At 40.3% G+C, this 19,463-nt stretch carries 19 protein-coding genes and 1 tRNA gene; 6 read left to right on the plus strand and 14 right to left on the minus strand.

What is annotated here, in order from left to right:
- Positions 1–175: 175 nt before the first annotated feature.
- From VK664_RS01915 to VK664_RS01940, 6 genes are all read right to left on the minus strand, one after another.
- Positions 176–709, minus strand: a complete 534-nt coding sequence (locus tag VK664_RS01915; protein WP_461396907.1) for a hypothetical protein — start codon at positions 707–709, stop codon at positions 176–178.
- A gap of 76 nt (positions 710–785) precedes the next feature.
- A complete protein-coding gene (locus VK664_RS01920) occupies positions 786–2,795 on the minus strand; it encodes an OstA-like protein (RefSeq protein WP_461396908.1) in 2,010 nt (669 codons plus the stop codon).
- Between the two features lie 10 nt (positions 2,796–2,805).
- Positions 2,806–3,789 (minus strand): MlaD family protein, encoded by a 984-nt coding sequence (locus VK664_RS01925; protein ID WP_461396909.1) that lies wholly within the window; start codon positions 3,787–3,789, stop codon positions 2,806–2,808.
- A gap of 113 nt (positions 3,790–3,902) precedes the next feature.
- Positions 3,903–4,829, minus strand: a complete 927-nt coding sequence (locus VK664_RS01930) for an N-acetylmuramoyl-L-alanine amidase family protein (protein WP_461396910.1) — start codon at positions 4,827–4,829, stop codon at positions 3,903–3,905.
- Between the two features lie 105 nt (positions 4,830–4,934).
- The gene (locus tag VK664_RS01935; protein WP_461396911.1) at positions 4,935–5,888 is read right to left on the minus strand and encodes an N-acetylmuramoyl-L-alanine amidase family protein; all 954 of its coding nucleotides are present in this window, start codon (positions 5,886–5,888) and stop codon (positions 4,935–4,937) included.
- Positions 5,889–5,973: 85 nt separating this feature from the next.
- The gene (locus tag VK664_RS01940) at positions 5,974–6,939 is read right to left on the minus strand and encodes an N-acetylmuramoyl-L-alanine amidase family protein (RefSeq protein WP_461396912.1); all 966 of its coding nucleotides are present in this window, start codon (positions 6,937–6,939) and stop codon (positions 5,974–5,976) included.
- 148 nt (positions 6,940–7,087) lie between these two features.
- Here VK664_RS01940 and VK664_RS01945 point away from each other — a divergent pair, with 148 nt between their 5' ends.
- A complete protein-coding gene (locus VK664_RS01945) occupies positions 7,088–9,961 on the plus strand; it encodes a putative LPS assembly protein LptD (RefSeq protein WP_461396913.1) in 2,874 nt (957 codons plus the stop codon).
- Here the strand turns inward: VK664_RS01945 and VK664_RS01950 are convergent.
- Together VK664_RS01950 and VK664_RS01955 are read right to left on the minus strand one after the other, a co-directional pair.
- Entirely contained in the window at positions 9,958–10,728 is a 771-nt protein-coding gene (locus tag VK664_RS01950; RefSeq protein WP_461396914.1) for a lysophospholipid acyltransferase family protein, read from the minus strand. The two genes, VK664_RS01945 and VK664_RS01950, sit on opposite strands and share 4 nt — an antisense overlap.
- Before the next feature lie 199 nt (positions 10,729–10,927).
- Entirely contained in the window at positions 10,928–11,080 is a 153-nt protein-coding gene (locus tag VK664_RS01955; RefSeq protein ID WP_461396915.1) for a hypothetical protein, read from the minus strand.
- Positions 11,081–11,447: 367 nt separating this feature from the next.
- Between VK664_RS01955 and VK664_RS01960 the strand changes: the two genes are divergently transcribed.
- Positions 11,448–11,939 carry a hypothetical protein gene (locus VK664_RS01960; protein WP_461396916.1) on the plus strand — a complete coding sequence of 164 codons (492 nt, stop codon included), beginning with the start codon at positions 11,448–11,450 and terminating at the stop codon, positions 11,937–11,939.
- A gap of 89 nt (positions 11,940–12,028) precedes the next feature.
- Here VK664_RS01960 and VK664_RS01965 read toward each other — a convergent pair whose 3' ends face one another.
- Both VK664_RS01965 and ung read right to left on the minus strand, forming a co-directional pair.
- Positions 12,029–12,688, minus strand: a complete 660-nt coding sequence (locus VK664_RS01965; protein ID WP_461396917.1) for an NAD-dependent epimerase/dehydratase family protein — start codon at positions 12,686–12,688, stop codon at positions 12,029–12,031.
- A gap of 57 nt (positions 12,689–12,745) precedes the next feature.
- Entirely contained in the window at positions 12,746–13,417 is a 672-nt protein-coding gene (gene ung, locus VK664_RS01970) for a uracil-DNA glycosylase (RefSeq protein WP_461396918.1), read from the minus strand.
- A 76-nt stretch (positions 13,418–13,493) separates the two neighbouring features.
- Between ung and VK664_RS01975 the strand changes: the two genes are divergently transcribed.
- The 4 genes from VK664_RS01975 (at position 13,494) to VK664_RS01990 (ending at position 15,117) form a co-directional block, all read left to right on the plus strand.
- A tRNA-Arg gene (locus VK664_RS01975) sits at positions 13,494–13,567 on the plus strand.
- A 437-nt stretch (positions 13,568–14,004) separates the two neighbouring features.
- Complete coding sequence (locus VK664_RS01980) at positions 14,005–14,343, plus strand: toll/interleukin-1 receptor domain-containing protein (RefSeq protein WP_461396919.1); 339 nt, start codon at positions 14,005–14,007, stop codon at positions 14,341–14,343.
- On the plus strand, positions 14,280–14,567 hold the full coding sequence (locus tag VK664_RS01985; RefSeq protein ID WP_461396994.1) for a hypothetical protein: 288 nt from the start codon (positions 14,280–14,282) through the stop codon (positions 14,565–14,567). The genes VK664_RS01980 and VK664_RS01985 overlap by 64 nt, the downstream gene beginning before the upstream one ends.
- A gap of 169 nt (positions 14,568–14,736) precedes the next feature.
- The gene (locus VK664_RS01990; protein WP_461396920.1) at positions 14,737–15,117 is read left to right on the plus strand and encodes a hypothetical protein; all 381 of its coding nucleotides are present in this window, start codon (positions 14,737–14,739) and stop codon (positions 15,115–15,117) included.
- 219 nt (positions 15,118–15,336) lie between these two features.
- On the opposite strand, the gene VK664_RS01995 is transcribed toward VK664_RS01990, so the two are convergent.
- The 4 genes from VK664_RS01995 to VK664_RS02010 form a co-directional block, all read right to left on the minus strand.
- Positions 15,337–15,810 carry a hypothetical protein gene (locus tag VK664_RS01995; protein WP_461396921.1) on the minus strand — a complete coding sequence of 158 codons (474 nt, stop codon included), beginning with the start codon at positions 15,808–15,810 and terminating at the stop codon, positions 15,337–15,339.
- Between the two features lie 155 nt (positions 15,811–15,965).
- Positions 15,966–16,517, minus strand: a complete 552-nt coding sequence (locus VK664_RS02000; protein WP_461396922.1) for a DNA-3-methyladenine glycosylase I — start codon at positions 16,515–16,517, stop codon at positions 15,966–15,968.
- 141 nt (positions 16,518–16,658) lie between these two features.
- Positions 16,659–16,979: an SDR family NAD(P)-dependent oxidoreductase gene (locus tag VK664_RS02005; protein WP_461396923.1), complete on the minus strand. Its 321-nt coding sequence runs from the start codon at positions 16,977–16,979 to the stop codon at positions 16,659–16,661.
- Positions 16,980–17,428: 449 nt separating this feature from the next.
- The gene (locus VK664_RS02010; RefSeq protein WP_461396924.1) at positions 17,429–19,030 is read right to left on the minus strand and encodes a tetratricopeptide repeat protein; all 1,602 of its coding nucleotides are present in this window, start codon (positions 19,028–19,030) and stop codon (positions 17,429–17,431) included.
- Positions 19,031–19,463 lie beyond the last annotated feature (433 nt).

The raw sequence follows: 19,463 nt of genomic DNA on the forward strand, positions 1-19,463 counted from the left end.
GGATGTTCCTAACGGTAAGGCAGAGTCGAAAATTCAAGAGAATAACCGGGAATAATGATCGTAAAGTATGTGCGTAATAGTAACAGGGATCATGCGGATTATTCCAGCATAAGATAGGAATGCATGTCATCACAATTAAAAAATGTGATTAACCCTGTACAAATGTTATAAGAAATTATTTTCCGAAAGCAAATCTTACTGATAAGGCAAATGCATCCGGAACAAAGTTGATTGCAGGTATAATATCGAGTTCAGGTTTCCAGTCAACCGATAAGTTGATTGGAGCATTTGCAAATTTATAATCTACTCCAAGAATACCGGTTGGACCAACAAAGGTGCGTCCACCTCCTTCACCATTTTTATCTGAATTGCTTTCGAACCCTACATAAGCGCCTGCACCGTAAAACCAACTAAGCCCTTTTGTGCTGAACGGCTGATATACCTCGAGCAAACCTCCAATACCAAACCGGCTGCCAAAAGAAATGATGCCCTCAATAGCACTGCGATCGGTGATAAAATATTTTCCCGTTATGGCATTATTCAACGTAGGTATGGAATTGCTTAACCTGATACCGATGGCCATACGGTAATCACGTGCAGGCTCCTCTATTTTGTAGAAAGCCGGATCGGGCTCGGGATCCTGTGCCATTAATTGACTGCATGAAAGAACAGCTGTGATCATCATTGATGCTACGAGCAAACTTTTCATATTAGTATGTATTTAAGGTATGAACCAAATAAACGAAAAGGTTTAACGCACTTACATATGGCGTCTGTTAAAGTTGTTAGAAATCCGTACGGATTACGGTAGCGGGAGTTGGGGTGGGTAGGGGTTTTGGCGGCTCGAACAATTCAAACTTTGATTTTGGTCTGCGATCTTCCTGCCATTTGAAATTGCGTAAATGCTTTTCGCTTTCGGGCATCTGGGAAACCGGGTACATGGTGCCCTTCACTTCATTGATAACAACAACCCGGTTTAATTCTTTATTTAAAAAACGCAGGTCAATAATATCACCCGCGACCCTGTTGATACCGACTAGATAATCTTCCCTGTCTTTAGCATAATAAATGCTTTCTGCATTGCCCCTGGCACGCATGTAGTCGATTTCACCATCTTTGAAATAACCAGTCATCCGGATTCCCTTTAACTGGTTAAACATATTGTTGCCAGACTTATTAACTGTGATGGAATTCTCAAAAACAAAAACCCTTTCCGGCTTTTTATTTTTAGTGTAGATATATATTGTATCACCACTTACCTGGCTGTTTGATGCCCACATCACAGGATCTTTAAATAACCTGAATATGGAATCCTTACCGGAGTACCAGAGACTGTCACCCACTGCCTGGAGTGAATCGGAAAATATTCTTACGCGATGATAAGCCTGGAAATAACGATCGGCACTATCATTTTTGGCTTTTGTATCAACGACGGTTACACCTTTTATCGCAGCACTACTGTCTGCATTTGGAGCAGCCGCGTTTTTTGAATTAACAGGTTTGGTCTTTGTCTTTGCAATGCCTGGTGTACCGGTAGTAGCATTGTTTTTTGATTTGACTTTAGCCGCTGAATTACCTGGATTTATTATTTTTCTTTCCGGGTTAGCAGGATTGGTTCCCGCGGTGCTATCCGTTTTCAAAACCGGCCCAGGTGGTGGCGTTAAGGTATTTAAGTCTGCAACAGATTTGTCGGTGATTTTAGTTATGTCGGTTCTGCGTGCTGAGTCAGTTTTGCGCAACATCGAAGTGTCCGTTCTGCGGACTGAATCAGTATTCCGCAACATCGATGTGTCTGTTACTGCAGGATCAGGAAGGGGCGGTGGCAGGATTAACGAACTGAGTTTACCTGAAAACAAAGTATCAGCCGTAACAAACAAAGAATCTTTATCCTGTTTAATAATAAGTACGGCATTTTTAGTTGCGAGCAGAGTGCCTGCTTTATTATTAACGTTCATGAAATCACCACGCATCGCAAAACCCTGCGCAGTGTCTTTATAAAAAACATTACCGGTCAGCAAACTCAGGCCGGTGCTGTCATTGGTGTCTATGTTATCTGCTATAACCTGCGAAGCTCCATCATTGATGATCGGGCGTTTACCAAAAAATGCTTTTTTGTTTTTCAGATCATAATAACCACTGCTGGTAACAATGTTCCGGGCAGAATCTTCGATATAAGTCTTTGTAATAAATGTGGTCAGCTGTGATTCGCTGTTGTATAATAAAGAGTCGGCTTTTAATTTATACTGCGGATCGATGAGTACAACGTTCTTTTTAAAATAAACATCTTTGCTGTCTGCAAAATAAGTGGCTTCGGTAGAAGTAAGTACAGAATTTTCATTTGCAACTTTGCCACCTGCATAATAATTTCCGATTTTCTGATTAAGGTCGTAGTCGAGCTGTTGCGTGGTGAGTGTACTTTTCCCATCAGTTAACCGTACATTTTTCTTAAGATTTGCTATACGCGTGTCAACATGGTAAAGCAGGTAGTTTGAATATATATTTATACTATCGTTGTCGTTGATATGTACATTTCCAAATGCTTCAAAAACCTTGGTGCTTTTGTCATAATAGAAACTGTCACATTCAAAAAGTGTGTTGTCTTGTTTTGCCTGTACTTTACCGGAGCCTGTTTGAACCTCACGGACAGAGTCAACTTTTTCGGTTCTCAGTTTATCTGCATAGATGATTTCAACTGGTTTCGATTCGCCGGTTGCAGGAGGTCCACTCTTAACCTGTGAATAGGAGTAAGAGAACAATAAGAGAAGAGAGGCCAGAAGAAATAGAACTTTTTTCATCTTACTGCTTTCACCGCACAGAAGTTGAATCATGCAATGGTGATTTCAAAGCACCACTTTTCTCTTTTTTTCCAAATACAGAAATGTTGACATAACGTTTCGGATGTGTGCGGAAATCATCTAGCAAGATAGTCAAACTGCGGCTCGTCTGATGAAGTTCATCATACAATTTGCGATCATTTAACAGCATACCGAGCGTACCATCTTTACTGTCAATTTTTGCAATGGTATTATCAAGTTTATTCAATGTATTCTTAAGTTGCATCACGGCCTGATCAATCCCTGCATTGGACAGCATATTGGTTGTTTTTTCAAGATTTGTAAGCGTGGAATCGATCTTGCCATTATTCCGCGCGAGGTTCCCACTGAAATTTTCAAGGTTGCCCAGCGTTTTTGCGAGCGCACCGCTTTGATTATTCAACAGGTTTTCGAGCGATTTGGAAGTTGTGGTGAGATTTGCAATGATACCCTGGATATTGTTTTTTGTATTAGGGTCTACAATGGTATTCAGCTTTTGAATAAACAGATCGAGTGAGGCAAGTGTTTTGTTAAGATTATCGATGGCAGGACTCAAGGCTCCTTTCACTTCTCCCAGCAGACCAGGGTTTGTGGTTGTTTGCAGCGTACCACCTGATTTAATAAAGTTTGGGCTGTTTCCTAAAAAAATTTCAAGAGAAGTGGTCCCGAGCAGATCACTGTTTATAGTCGCAATTGAATTGTCAGGAATATTTACTTCTTTGGTGAGGCTGATAGTAACTATGATGCCGCTCAGGTTTTTGTCTTTTTCTTTTAATGAAGAAACCTTTCCAACCTGGAGACCATTTATCAGAACGGGATTTGCGGGACCGACGCCTTTGACCGATTTGAAAACAGCAAATAATTCATCATTCCTTTCAGTAATATTCCGCCCTTTCAGAAAATTGAAGCCGAGGATAAGAACAGTGATGGCAATAGCAGTAAGTGCTCCAACTTTCGTCTCATTAGATATTTTCATTCGACATTTTTTATTGTAAACCTGTAGGGTATGCCCTCGGATCAACGCTTAAAATTCTGCATAAAAACGCATATCTCCAATAAAAGTTCGAATGAAGTGCCTGTCAGTCAATACTATTTGCCTTCTGTTGCATCCCGGTACCTCCTGATAGCATTGAGTACATTTTCGGCTATTGCTTCCTGTCCTTTTTTACTGTTGAGATACTCTTCATCGGGCTTATGGCTGATAAAACCCGTTTCAACAAGTATACTCGGCATAGCGGTGGCCTGGAGCACCCAGATCCCTTTCTCGTTACGCTGTTTAACGCCACGGCTTTCTCTGCCTTCCTTTAAAAATTCTTCCTCAACAAGGTTGGCCAGCAAAAGGCTTTTGGTGAAATATTTCTTAGTCCAAAGCAGCGACTGCGCCTTGAAGGTTGGATCATTCAGGTCCGGCGCGAATTCTGCACTTTCGTCCACTACTTCCGACAGTCGCTCAGAAACATAGTCGCCTTTGGCAGAAGTGCGGTCGGCTGCCCAGATATAAGTTTCCGTTCCCCGCGAATTGTTGGGTGTAAAATAGGTAGTATACTTCGGGACGGTTCTTGTTCTTTTTTTACGTTTTTTGCCTTTACCGGTATAGTAAGTTTCTTTACGGTAGCCGGCAAATTTCGAATGTCTTACCGGGGGACCGGCATTTACATGGATAGAAACAAAAAGATCTCCCTTATTCGCATTTGCAAAATCCGCTCTTTCTTTGATAGCAGGATATACATCCGTGGTGCGGGTATATAAGATCTTAACATCTTTGAATTCGTCTTCCAACAATTTTCCAAGCTTAAGAGAAACTCCGAGGCAGATATCTTTCTCAAAAGAATATGCGCCGCGGGCACCGACATCTGATCCACCATGTCCCGCATCGACAATGATGGTTTTAATGGCGAAGTTCGGAGCTTTATAAGGCGCTCCATCCAGGACTCCATCCGGGCGTTCTTTCCTGAAAGAAAAGAGAATCGTAAGAAATAACAGGGGAATAAATCCGGTCAGTAATTTTTTCAGCATCTACCCAGGTCCTTTTTTGGACATTTATTCAATAAAGATACTGTTGAAAGTTGCGGGGAGAGCCCGGAATAAAATTTTAAGAATTAATTGTAGAATAGGAGGGGCTTAGCTCCTCGTGATAGCTTCGCGGTATCTTTTCAGCGCATTCACGATACTTTGAACAATGTCTTCCTGGCCCTGCTCACTGTTTATAAGTATTTCTTCTTCTTCATTAGTAATAAACCCGGTTTCAACCAGTATACTTGGCATGCCCGTGGCCTGCAGAACCCAGATCCCTTTATCATTGCGTTGTTTTACACCCCGGCTTGAGCGTCCTGTTTTCACGAGCTCTTCTTCCACAAAACCAGCGAGCATCAGGCTTTTGGTGAAATATTTTTTCTCGTATAGCTGTGAACGGATACGAAATTCCGGCGAATTCATATCCGGCATAATGATATTTGAGTCCGCTGAAGCTTCTGCTACACTATCACCGGTATTGCCTGGTTCTTCTACATTTATATAACCGCTTTTTATTCCGCTGCGGTCTGCTGCCCAGATAAAAGTTTCAGTTCCAGCAACGATGTTTTTTACAAAGTAGGTTTCAGTGATAGGAGTTTTAACAGTTCTTGTTTTCTTTTTTTTGCCTTTTCCAGTGGTCACTTTTTTTGATTTATACCCGATGGTCCTTTTGGCGTTCCACCCACCTGCCCTTAAACCGGCAGAGTTGCAGTGGATGCTGATAAAAAGATCTCCCTTGGCTTCATTTGCCATCTCTGCGCGCAGATGATTGGCAGCGTTGAGGTCGTTCAGATTCCCTGGCAGCGCATTGTCTGTGCGCGTATAAACGATCTTACATTCGGGAAATTCCGTTTCCAGTCTTTTTCCAAGTTTCATTGCAATGGCAAGCGACACATCAGCTTCTGTAGAAAACAATCCTTTGGCGCCAACATCATATCCACCATGACCCGCATCCACAACGATCGTGCGGATCACTGGTTTCTGGATCCATTTATTTGAGAAAGAAAAAAGTGCCGTAAGAGAAATCAGGAAGGCAAGAAAAGGAAAAGTTTTTTTCAGCATAACTATTATCGGGTTAGAACACTGGTCAATTGCGCAAAATACAAAATCACGCCTGTTTCTGAACAGATAAAAGTCGCTATTAAAATTAATTTGTTGCTGAGGCCTGGCTGGCGGCACCGTTGCGGTATTTTTTCAGGGCGTTTATTATGCTATCCACAACTTCATCCTGGCCCTTCTCGCTATTGAGATATTCTTCTTCTTCTTTATTAGAGATAAAACCGGTTTCAACAAGTACGCTTGGCATACCGGTTGCCTGTAGCACCCAGATCTGTTCTTCGTTTCTTTGTTTTACTCCCTGGCTAAGGCGACCGCCTTTTTCAAATTCTTCTTCAATATAAGTTCCGAGCAAAAGACTTTTAGTAAAATATTTTTTCTCATATAACTGTGCACGAACCCTTGCTTCGGGAGTGTTCATGTCTGGCATACCGGCAGTGGTACCCGCATTTGCGCTGTCCCCGGCAAATTCGCCATCATCTTCAGTATGTATATATTCACTTTTAACTCCGCTGCGATCGGCGGCCCAGATATAAGTTTCCGTTCCGTGCCTGGTGTTTTTTACATAATATGATTCAGTGATAGGAACCTTGATTGTTTTCTTTTTCCTCTTGGATCCTTTACCGGTATAAACCACTTTGTTTTTATGACCGATCACTCTTTTAGCATACCAGCCACCGGCTTTCTGTCTTGTAGAGTTACAATGAATACTGATAAACAGGTCGCCCCGGGCTTCATTTGCCATTTCTGCTCTTAACCTGTTGGCTACACGGCTGGACGTTACGCCACCCGGCAACGCCTTGGTTGTGCGTGTATAGACGACTTTTATGTCTTCCATTTCATCTTCGATCCGTTTTCCCAGCTTCATTGCTATATCAAGCGCAATATCCGCTTCGTTTGAAAACAGTCCTTTTGCACCAACTGCGGTTCCTCCATGACCGGCATCCACTACGATTGTTTTTATCGTTTGTTTCTGAGCAGAAAGATGAAAGGACGTAATTGAAAGAAGGGTCAAAATAGCAGTAAATCGGGCCTGGGCTAAAGTTGTTCTTATCATACCTATCCGTAAGTTATAAAGTAAGTTTGTAATCCTGAAAACCTCAATAATTTCTTTACTTTCGCGTTCAACAAAAAACTGATAATCAGCACCAATCTTCACATATTCTTAATTCATTAATAACTATTTTCGTCCCACTATCTGTAATATGAGCAAACGCGGTAAAAATAGTTTAAAATACAATTTTCTATTGGTTTTCGTGGCTTGTTTGCTTTCTATAACGCATGATGTAGCAGGACATTATATTCCACACGAAAGTTTTTACAATCAATTAACCGTTTTACAGGATTCTACTAAGCCGGCGCCGGCGCTTAAAAACAACAACAAGCCTCAGAAAACAGTTCGCGATACTGTCCCGGTGAAGAGGGATAGTTTGCAAATCAGGGATAGTTTAAAGCGAAGAGATAGTTTGAAAAAGCGGGATACAATTCCAGGCAGGCGGGATAGTCTTCAAAGGCGGGATACAATACCTGGAAGGATGGATAGCTTGCAAAGGCGGGACACTACAGTCGGCAGGGACAGCCTGGTTAATACAACCGATACATTTGGTTTGAGGCTTTCCAAGGATTCGCTGGATGCACCCGTAGAATATTCAGCTGCGGATTCGATGGTGCTGGATATCCCCACAAATAAAATAATTCTGTACAGCAAGGGTAATATCATTTATAAGGACATGAACCTTACTGCCGACAGTATTGAAATGGACCAGGAGACAAAAATGGTGACAGCAACCTTCCGGCGTGACTCGCTTGGCAATATTGTCGGCAGGCCCAGGATGAAACAGACGGAAAGCACCATGGATGCGGATGTGATCAAGTATAATTTTGAAACGCAGCGGGGTATCACTCAAAATACATTTACCCAGCAAGGTGAAATGTATGTACAGGGAGAAAGAATCAAAAAGATCTCAGAAACAGAACTATTTGCTTTCAGGGGAATAATAACCACCTGTAATTATGATGTACCGCACTTCAACTTCCGGACTAAGAAAATGAAGGTGGTGAACAAAAAACTGGCAGTAACGGGGCCGATACACCCTGAATTTGAAGGAGTTCCGGTTCCGATTTATCTTCCATTCGGTTATTTTCCGATGTCACAGGGCAGGCATTCGGGCTTGCTTCCGCCGACATTTACCGTAAACGATCAGTTTGGGCTTGGACTCGAAGGACTGGGATATTATAAGGTTATCAATGATAATTTTGATGTTACGCTTCGGACCAACCTGTATTCTTATGGTGGCTGGGCAGCTTTTCTTACACCAACTTATCGAAAACGTTACCGCTACAACGGTTCGATGAACCTGGCCATGCAAAGCAGCCGGATCCTCAGCACTGATGGTAAAGAAGAATTTAATACCACGAAAACCTATAATGTAACCTGGAGCCATACGGTTGACAGCAGGGCGAGGCCGGGAACAAATTTTTCTGCCAGCGTCAATGCCGGATCCAGCAAGTTTAACCAGTTTGTGGCGAATAATCCTACCCGGAATTACTCCAACCAGATGAGTTCATCCATTACTTATTCAAAAACATGGGGAAGTTTGTATAACCTGACTGCTTCTGCCAATCACTCCCAGAACAATATCGATGGCCGTTATAATATCAATCTTCCCACTGTTGCATTTACAGTGAATACGTTTTATCCTTTGCAGAAAAAAGAATTTGTCGGAGCGCCAAAATGGTATGAGAAACTGGGTATCGGTTTAAGTACAAATGTTGCTAACCAGATAACTTTTTTTGATTCTTCATTTAGCTGGAAAGGCATACTGGATACGATGCAATGGGGAGCCCAGCATAATATACCAATACAGTTGGCTTTACCACAGCTGGGACCGCTGCAGATAGCACCGGGTATTAGTTACCGTGAGAACTGGTATAGCCAGAAATTTACGAGGCACTGGACTGATTCCTCCCAAAAAGTTGATACCACGATAGAGAAAGGCTTTTTTTCTTCACGTGAAATGTCTTTCAGTCTTGGGTTGAGTTCAGCGATATTCGGAATGTTTGATAGATTTGGTCCGAAAAGTTCAATAAGGGCGATCAGGCATGTTATTCGCCCGACTTTTTCGATCTCTTATAAACCTGATTTTGCGAAAAATGATTTTTATGAAACACAGGTTAACAAGACGGATACCAACAAAGTTCGTTTTTCTAAATATGACGGAACGATCTTCGGTCCCATGTCCGAGGGTGAATTCGGGGGAATAGGGTTTGGGCTTGATAATAATTTGGAAATAAAAAAACGATCAAAAACAGATACTACCGAAGGTGGAATAAAAAAGATTCGCCTGATTGATGGTTTTGGTTTTAATGGAGGTTATAACTTTTTGGCTGATGAATTCAAGCTTTCGAATATTAATCTGTATTTGCGAAGTACCCTGTTCGAAAAAATAAATATAACTGCTGGTGCTAACCTGGATCCTTACCAGGTGGATGCATCGGGTCGTCGTGTCAACAAGTATGCCTGGGAGGGGGAGAAGTTCTCGCTTGGCAGGATAACGAATGGGAATATTGCGGTTTCAACGAGCTTCCAGTCGCAACCTAAAGATGCAGACAAGGATAAAAAAGCGTTGGAGGAACTTCAGCAGCAGAATAATAATCTTCCACCGATGACGCTGGATGAACAGAATTCACAGATGGAATATATACGTCAGAATCCTGCTGAGTTTGCTGATTTTAATATTCCGTGGTCGGTTACCCTGTCGTATTCTTTGAGTTTTGCCCGCGATTTTAAACCAGATTATTCGGGGTTTGAAACGCGTCTTAATTCGAATTTCAATTTCAATGGTGATTTCAACCTGACACCAAAATGGAAGATGGGTATGAATGGGTATTATGATTTTAAATCCTCTTCGATAAGTGCATTGACCATGTTTCTTTCCCGCGAGATGCATTGCTGGCAGCTATCCATCAACGTTACCCCGGTGGGTTTGTACCGGTCATTTAACATCAGTATTAATCCTAAATCGGGTTTGCTGAGGGATTTGAAGATTAATCGTAGCCGGCAGTTTTCTTCGTTTTAATGGCGTGCAGCCTTCATTCTCTTTTCTTTATAATAACCTTCCATTATCGCGAAGGTTCTTTGTTTAATGGTTTCAGTAGTGTCCGTATCCGTGAGTGGAATAGCCGGTAGGAAATGCATTTCCAGTTTGTGTGGAATCATGTAGAACGATGGTTTGGTTGGAAGGGTGGAGCGGGTGTTGAATATAAGTGCGGGTAATATAGATTTCCTGGTATTCATTGCCAGCCTGAAAGCGCCGTCGTGAAAGGGTTTCAATGGAAGGTCTGTTGTGTTCCTTGTGCCTTCGGGATAGATGCACATATGTAATCCCATATCGAGTACTTTCTTCATTTTGGATAAGCTTTCCTTACGGCTGGTTTCGCTTTTTCGATCGACCAGCACGCTGCCCGCTTCATAGAGATAGCCAAATAGAGGAACCTTTGCAATTTCCACTTTGGCAATAGTTTTATTTCCGCCGGGAATGGCGGGGGAAGAAACCGGGACATCCATGAATGAATTATGATTACAAACGACTATGTAATTTTCACCAGGCAAAAAGTTTTCTTTACCTCTGACACGTAATGGGCAACCCACCAGTGGTAGAAAGATACCCATCCAGATCCTGGAGTATAGTATAAAGCGTTTGGTTTTTATGGGATCGGGAGAGAAATAGCTGAAGAGGAAAAAAGGAATGAGCATAATCAGCATCGTTGAAATAAAAACAATTGCTGCCCATGCTGCCCAAATCCTGCCAAATATCAATTTTAAAACGCCTGGTTTTTTATTCATATGAATGACAATGATACAAAGAAAGAATATGCGAAAATACTAACCGGTTAGGGTTTGAATGATCGCGATTTAGAAAATCAATTATCGGCGTTTTAGCCGATAACCTTAAATATCGGCAAATATGCCATTTTTATTGCTAGCCTGTACATTACTGCGAAGCGACCAATACATTGTTGAGAAGTTTGAAGCAAGCCATCACTTATTCACTTGAAGATGGATCGGGTTCAAATGAAGATGGATCGGATTCAAATAAAGATTGCAAAGCAGTCAGCAAGACAAGTTGTGCTATTGAAAAGGTAAAATGTGTATTGTTAATTTGTTGCATGGGCTGGGAGGCCGGGAGATTCTTCATTTTGGTGTTTTTCTAAAATGACCGCTATTTCAGTCAAAAACGGGTCAGTTTGACTGAAATAGCGGTCATTTTGTTTTTAGTTTTAAACCGCACCAGGGCCAACCTATTTTTTTTTAATTCCCAATCTAAAACGTAAAATTTATATGGCACAAAAAAGGTTGGCTGTATGATTGCTGACCCTTTAATTAATGAAAACAAATAGCCTTGGTAATGAACTTCATTGGGGACATAAATGACGATCGTTCAGGTATTGAATCAGCACCTTCATTTTAAAAATATTACTAACTTGTTTCGTAATCAAGAAATCCAATATAGCCATTCCCCTTCATCTTGACAGCAATAGGTGGTGACACTTAACTATTGACAAATGAGTAAAGAACAAACAAATGACCTTTTACAATTTCTCAAACCATTCGGTGACGACATCATTGGACTTGTAATGTGGCTTCGTGACTTCGCATGGGACCTATGTCCTGAAGCAAACGAATTAATTTACGACAACTATAATGCAGTGGCATTTGGTTGGTCGCCGACAGACAAAGTTGGACACACCATTTGTTCAATTGCAGTGGGACGCTCAAGTAAAAATGTTCATTTTGGTTTTTATTGGGGCGGTGAACTTTCTGACCCGGACAAAATTCTTTTGGGAGAAGGAAATCAGTATCGCTATATTCTTGTTACTGACAAAAAGAGATTTCCAAAAGCCTACATTAAAAAATTGGTCAATGAAGCATTTGCAAATTCTCTTTCAAAAGTAAAAGACCAAAAGCAAATCAGGCACGGTCAAACAATTGTAAAATCAATCTCAGAAAAAAAGCGACCTGATAAAGGGGCATCAGCTTCTAAACATAAAAAATAGCCCTTAAAGTTCGTGATCCGGATTGGATTCGAACCAATGACCTTCCAGTCTTAAAGCGGGATGTTCTTTCAACAGAGCTCATGATTTTGTTAAGCTCTCGCAAGTGCTACGATGTCTTTGACTTCAAGAATTCTTTTGAGGGAGCCTTTAATAACTGATTTGATCATGGCCTGGCCCACTTCTTCTATCGTGCAAAAGCCACCGCTGAAGAACTTCCGGCCAATCGGGTACATCCACGCAAAAAACCTATATAAGCTCTTGACGTTTTTCTGACCGGGTGTTGGTTTCATAAGTCCCGGTCTGAACATATAAGCAGTTTTAAATAAGGCCAGCAATGCATTTTCAGTTGCCCCTTTAACCCGTGCCCAGGCCAGTTTGCCTTTTTCGCTGCTATCGGTACCAGCGCCTGTGATGTAGCAAAATACAAGTTCAGGATTTGCCTCAGCCAGGGTCTTGCCAACATGCATGGTTAAGTCGTAAGTGATATGTTTATAATTTTCTTTACTTATTCCGACTGACGAAATACCAAGGCAAAAAAAGCAGGCATCATAACCTTTAAGTTGATCTTTTATTGGTGCCAGGTTATAAAAATCTGTATGAATAATCTCGCGCAGTTTGGGATTTGATCTTCCACCGGGTTTCCTGTTTATGACCAGGACTTCTGTCACTGCAGGGTTGGCCAGGCATTCCAATAACACACCTTCTCCTACCATACCTGTTGCTCCAGTAATGATTACTTTGATTCCCATGATAAATTTTTCAGCTGAATATTAAGTTGGTCAGTAAATGTTGACGCAGTATTTGCATCAGACGGCCCAGTCAATCGGATATTGTCCGTTGTTTATTAAATATTCATTGGTTTTGGAAAAATGTTTGCAACCGAAAAACCCGTTATGAGCTGAGAATGGTGAAGGATGAGCAGCTTTCAATACCAGGTGTTTGGTTTCATCTATCAGCGCCTGTTTTTCATGCGCGAATTTGCCCCAGAGTATGAAAACGACATGTTTTTTGTCATCTGACACTTTTTTTATGACTGTATTAGTGAAATCCTGCCAACCGATTTTGGCGTGGCTATTGGGTTCATTGGCCCTGACTGTCAGTGTTGCATTTAACATCAGGACGCCTTGTTCGGCCCATTTTGTGAGATTTCCGGTTCTGGGGACGTTTAAGCCCAGGTCGGAATACATTTCTTTGTAAATATTTACCAGAGATGGCGGCGGAGTTACTCCATCCTGGACCGAAAAGCAAAGCCCATGTGCCTGGCCGGGCCCATGATAAGGATCCTGACCAATAATCACAGCTTTGACTTTGTCGAAAGGAGTGGTATCAAAGGCATTAAATATGAGTTTTCCCGGCGGAAAGATTGTTTTGCCGGTTTCCCGTTCTATTTTGAGGAAATCGACGATTTGGAGAAAATATGTTTTTGTGAACTCGGCTTTTAGCTCCTGCTTCCAGGACTCATTTATTTTTACGTCCATTAATCCAAATTTCAGTTTGGGTGCAAACTAAAAAAAATTATCTTTGCGGCCGGTCTAAAAATTAGGTCGGTGAATTGGTTCGGTAGCTCAGTTGGATAGAGCAACTGCCTTCTAAGCAGTAGGTCATTGGTTCGAATCCAATCCGGATCACAGAAATAAACCCTGAAAGACAATCGGATTGTGAATTTCAGGGTTTTTTTGGAAAGTTACTATTGGGAAGCATCCAGACTTTCAACTAATATTCTACCGATTCTAAAACAATTCAAAAGAATCATTGAGACATAATCATGTGGAGTTATCCAGTAGTCATTTCTGTCACTTTTAGTGCATTAGAATTTGATACCTATTGCCTTATTTGGACTAATGCAACATTAATAATCAAAGAAATCGCCTTTATAATAATCGGTTTGGAATCCTATTGTAGAATTTAGACAATTCTACATCGTAGTCGACAATTGTTCTTGAGTATTGTTCCAAGAATTGCTTAACTTCTAATTATAAATTCGAATGTACATCCGAGCAAGTTGCGAATGTATATAATTCAAAATCATTCAAAATCGATTTCTTAATTTGTTCCGTTTGGAAAAATGCATACCAACCTAAATGCTAAGGAAAAAAATATTTTTTTAAGCTACCGCAGGGAAGATACGAGTGGTGAGACTGGACGACTGGTTGACTCGCTGAAGCAATACTTCTACGATGATCAAATTTTCCTTGACATTAACAAAATCGAACCAGGGGTCGATTTCACGGAAGCAATTTCAGAATATCTTCTATTCTCTTCAGTAGTATTAGCCATCATTGGACCAAATTGGTTGGGGAGCAAAATAAACGGCCATAACCGAATCAACGACTCTCAGGATTGGGTGCGAATCGAATTGGAAAAAGCATTGAGTCAGATGGCCCAACAACCAAGGAACTTGTAAATAATCCACATTCGGGATATGTATTGATAATGGGCGAAATACAAAAGGAGGGAGCAAGAAAGAAAATTACTGCGTATCTGGCATTCGTTTCTAAAATGCAACCAATGACTAATATCGCCAAGCCTTTGATCGTGATGGTTGAAAATAATAATGCTTCTAAAACAAGTGCGGCACGTAAAATCGCGCAATGGTCAATCGATGAGGTTCTTACACAAATTAAGTAATACTGCAAAGAGAAATTCGCTATGGTAACGAAAATCACAGATTACCTAAGAATTTATGTGCTTTTTTGCGATAGTGATCATGTACTAAAAATGCTAGCGACCAATTTATCGACCGTCGGTGTGAACATTAAACAGACGATAAAAAACAATTTATAAACAAATTGAGATTATGGCAGAAAGACAAAAAAAATTACCAAAATGGATACTAATAGTATCAGGAATTTTTGCGTTACTTGAAGTAATGGTAAGTTTATCATTATGCTTTTCACCCCAATCGGTTTTAGAGACAGTTGATCTTAACGCAAAAGGCGTTGACTACCTGATTTATATGTGGGCTACCCGACAATTTGCACTTGGCTTTATCTTTGCTTTTGCAACATTTAAAAAGTCAATTCCTATGCTTACAATTGCATATATTTTCTTTTTAGTGATGTTTGTTGGAGACTTCTTTATAGGAATTTCACAAAAAAATAATTCACTTATCATTGCTGCTTTAGTAATGTGTATTATTTCTTCAGTAATGATATTTGCAATAAATAGGAGAAAATAAAATTTCAGGATGACACAAACATTTTCGCAAAACAACTTCTCGCAGACAACCAGGCAGAGATAAATAAATGAATTTGAGAAATGGTGGCTGGTTGGTGTTTGCAATGGGCTCACACTTTCGCGATAACCAGATCTTGAGTGAGAATCAAAGTATAATAAATTAGGTTTGCTGCTGTCTAGGTGTTAGGATTCTATGTGTATCGATCATTTAACATGTGCATCACTTGCCAAAAAAAAGAAGTAACCCGTGAATAACTAAAGAAACAATTGAAACCCAAAAAAAGAACTTAAAAACCGGGGCAATTTTATTGTTGCATGGTTTCGCAAGCCAAAAGGCTATGCAGTTGTCAGATTTCTGGAACGGTCGGTAATCTGGTTTCTGTTTTGTCCAGCCATTGTCCTCCGCAATTCGATCTGCTATCGCCCAATTCCAGGCAACGTATGCCCCATATAATATAGCGATATATGCTCCGAGAATTGAAAAGACGATGCCTATAATTGGAAGAACTCGCGCCGGGAAATCCGTTGACTTGACAGATGTATACACGCCAATACTCGCCGCAGAAAATCCCAACAGCCAGGTTACAATCTTAATCATTGTGTCTTTGTCAGTTCCGCCGACGCCTCCATAGTACTTCCATACTTCGAATGCATGATTTTCTTCGTCCGGGGTTTTGTCAGATGTATTATTCATATAATCATCTTTTCCTTTGATGTTGTCTTTAAAGATACAAAATCCCGCATGAGCAACATTAAAACGGAGCTCCGCACCAGCTTTCTTGTAAGGGAAGTCACAAAATGAAGGGTTCTATACGTATACATTTTGCTCCCTGGTGATTCCAGGCTATTTTATTTGACAGCCCACACAGGCTTCTGTTTAAGAATTTGTTTATATACCTGGCAAGAAGAATCATGTGCGCCGGGAAGAAAACCGATGCTCATCAAAAATTCATTAACGATCTCCCCACCAGTAAATTTGAAAGTTTTTTTAAACAACTTTACCCACTCATCTTTTGTTTTTGGATGATGATGTTTCAACCATTGTTGGAAAGAACCAAATTCTTCATCCAATTGCAGTATTGTTTTAGCATTTTCTATAGCGGCATTTATCTTTAATTTATTCCGGATGATACCGGTATCGTTCAGCAGGCGATTCCTGTCAACTTCTGTGTAGGCCGCGATCTTCTTAATGTTGAAATTGCTGTATGCTTTGCGAAAAGAAGCTTCTTTTTTCAGAATAGTTTCCCAACTCAATCCAGCCTGATTGATTTCCAGGATCAGTCTCCCAAACAATTCGTTGTCATCCGATAAAGGGAAACCGTAAAGATTATCATGATAGTTCTTATGTAGCGCTTTCCTTTCTTCCGGCTGCATTGAATTTATAATAGAACAATAGCTCATATCAAATACAAGTTAAAAAAGATCCTCAATGTTGATGTACTCCATTTACTACACGGTTACTGTTTGCTACTTGGTAACTGTAAGGGTTTGTTAACAATCGCTCCTGGTTTATTGTTCGGTCTGAATTGTTTCCCATCGACGTCAGGGCGTAGAATCGTTCAAACGTTCTTTCATATGCTTTAAAATTCTGACGCGTTCCAATCCCCATTTGGTAGCATTATAGATTGAATTGAGGAGAAGGCCGATCAGGCCACCAATAGAGGTTGTTGTGAGAAAAAGACCAGTTTTCTTTTCCCTGAAATAAGGAATAAAAGCACGTGTTACCCGTATGGCACCGAATACATTGGTTTCAAACTGCCGGGCAAGCTGTTCATCAGTTATGGTTTCAAGCGGACCGATAAGTCCATAACCCGCATTGTTGAAAACCACATCAACATCAAACTGGCTGGTAATCTTTGACACCACTTCATTAATTTTGCAGTTGTTTTTCCTAATCCGGAAGATACCCCGGTAATAAAAATTGTTTTCATTTTGTTGTATTTAATTTAATACAACAAAGTTGTTATATCACTTTTTAACACCAAATCACCATTTAGTAAAGGATAAATAAATTGTCCGCAGGTATTTACTTTGAATGTTTTTCAAAATGAATTTCTGAGTATAAAAAAAGAGGTGTAGAAACACCTCTCGCCAAAACTAACTGCTATATGAGAAAACATCTTTTAATATAGTCGATATCTGAAGTTGCGAATTGCATAGAATCTATCAAACTCATCATTGGATTATCAATGGTCTAAGAGCAATTGCTTTTATGGACTCGTCATATCTATTACGATGATTTTAATAAAACCCTCTGCTCTAATTTGTAAATATTTCTTTTACTGCTGAATTAGTCATTATTTGTTCCGGGCCTATGCCATAGCTTTGTTCTGAACATCAAGTCCGGCTTTACTTAATCCTTCCTTAATACGGTCATGAACCAATTCATGAAAAAGGATGGTTTTTAGTGTCTGGCAATATTTTGTTTCCATACCGGGAAACTGAATCTGAAACTCTTCAACCAGAACTGAAACTTCGTCTAGCCGCGACAGTTGACCTAATGCAGCAATTTTAGGAAGTAGATTCCAGAATACTCCTGGTATGTTAATAAGATTCGCAAATTGTAAGGCTTGCTCATAATCGCCAGAGTAGAAATGGGCAAAGAATGGTCCCAGGTTCACCCACCATGAATAATACGGATTAAGCTCAGTGGACTTTTTGAAGTAATCAATACTCTTTTCATATTCCCCTAAAATGCCAAGGAAAAAACAAGCGGCTCCCATGTGAAATGGTGATCTTTCATTTATTGAGAGCATCTTGTCTAAAGCTTTCATAGCAGCGTTTTTATCCCTTTGAAAAATAAAGACCCAGGTCAGTGACATGGAGGCATGCTGACAGTCCGGATCAAGCTGCATTGCTTTCTGTATGCAAATATTTGCCTCATGTATAGGGTCAGTTACTGTTTCATAACATAAGGCGATGCCATCAATATATAGCTGTGCCATTATTGCCCATGCCATCGCATTGTCGGGACTTTTGTGTAACGATTGTTCAATCTTCTGTCTCGCTGTTTGAAAAACCTCTTCAGTATACTTTATTTCATAATGATAATACCAGAATACTGCGTCTAGCGAATGCTGATCCATGGAAGGATCCACCTGGGTCGACATCGCAAAATTTCTGCTGATGAGCCCATGAAGCCCGATTAATTTAGGTACTACCTGTTTGATGATATCATCAAAAATTTCGTAGGGATAAGTTGATTGTAATGTGCGATCGTAAGTGTGCGTCCATACCTGGGAACCAGTTGATGCATTTACCAATTGCATCGAAATCCTTAAATGTTTTTTATCACGATAAATACTTCCGGTTATCAAGTGGCTTGTATTGAGTTCTGTTCCCACTTCTCTGATATCAGGTTGTTCTCCTTTAAATTTTAAAGTGGAAAAGTAGGCGAGCACTGCGATTTCCGGAAACTGGCCGAGGTCAGAGCTTAGTTGTTCACAAAAACCGTTAATCATAAAATCATTTTCCTTTGAACCGGACAAATTCTTAAAAGGCAAAACTGCAACTCGGCTGGTGGTTAAATTTGTTGGCGCTTTGGAGATTGGAATTTCAACGACTGACCCATTCAATTTCACAGTAGGAAGAAACGCAGGTATATAACTTCCTTTGATGAATGTAATGGTAATAGGATCGCCACAACCCTCAACGCGATAGTATTCTAATAAGTTTCTTCTTAACCGACCGGCATGAATACGAATCAAAGAATCTAATTGCGGATTAAAATTTGCGGGCTTGCCCAGCGCTTTGACCGCTATTGAATATTCTTTGATTTCGAGCGTTTTATCTTCAAGGGTTTCTGTAACAACATAGCGGAGAAAGTTCGACAGGACTGTTGATTTTTGAAATATTTTGGAGGTTAATACGCGTTCCAGTTCTGCTTTGACCGCTGAGACATCTGGCGAAGACATAAGCTTAGACATTTACAGTTAACACTTGGATGAGAGCTACAATTAAACAACAATGTTTAGTCGTGTGCCAGACGAAAATATTAAACAAAATCGTTATGTAACAAGGGTAAAATCTCCAGGATTGGAAACTTGCTTAGTGCTATTACTGATATTTCAAGGAAATCCTCTGCTCGTAAATTTTATTATTTTAAGTTTTTCAGTAAGAAGAGTCGAAAAAGTAGCAATAAATGATAGTGCAAATATTTGAAAACTAGCTCGATACGTTGGAAGATAAATTTCCTGAAAACATTTGAATAAGAATTATTGAGATGACTATCACAAGAATTGATTCCAAAGCTAGTCTGACCACTGTTGAAATGAAGTTTATAAAACCGGAAATTTTTAACTCGGCAAATTCCGTGCTAAATGTTGGTTTTGAAGATTTTTGATAAAG

The organism is Flavitalea sp., from assembly GCF_035489435.1.
GTDB lineage: Bacteria > Bacteroidota > Bacteroidia > Chitinophagales > Chitinophagaceae > DATHKG01.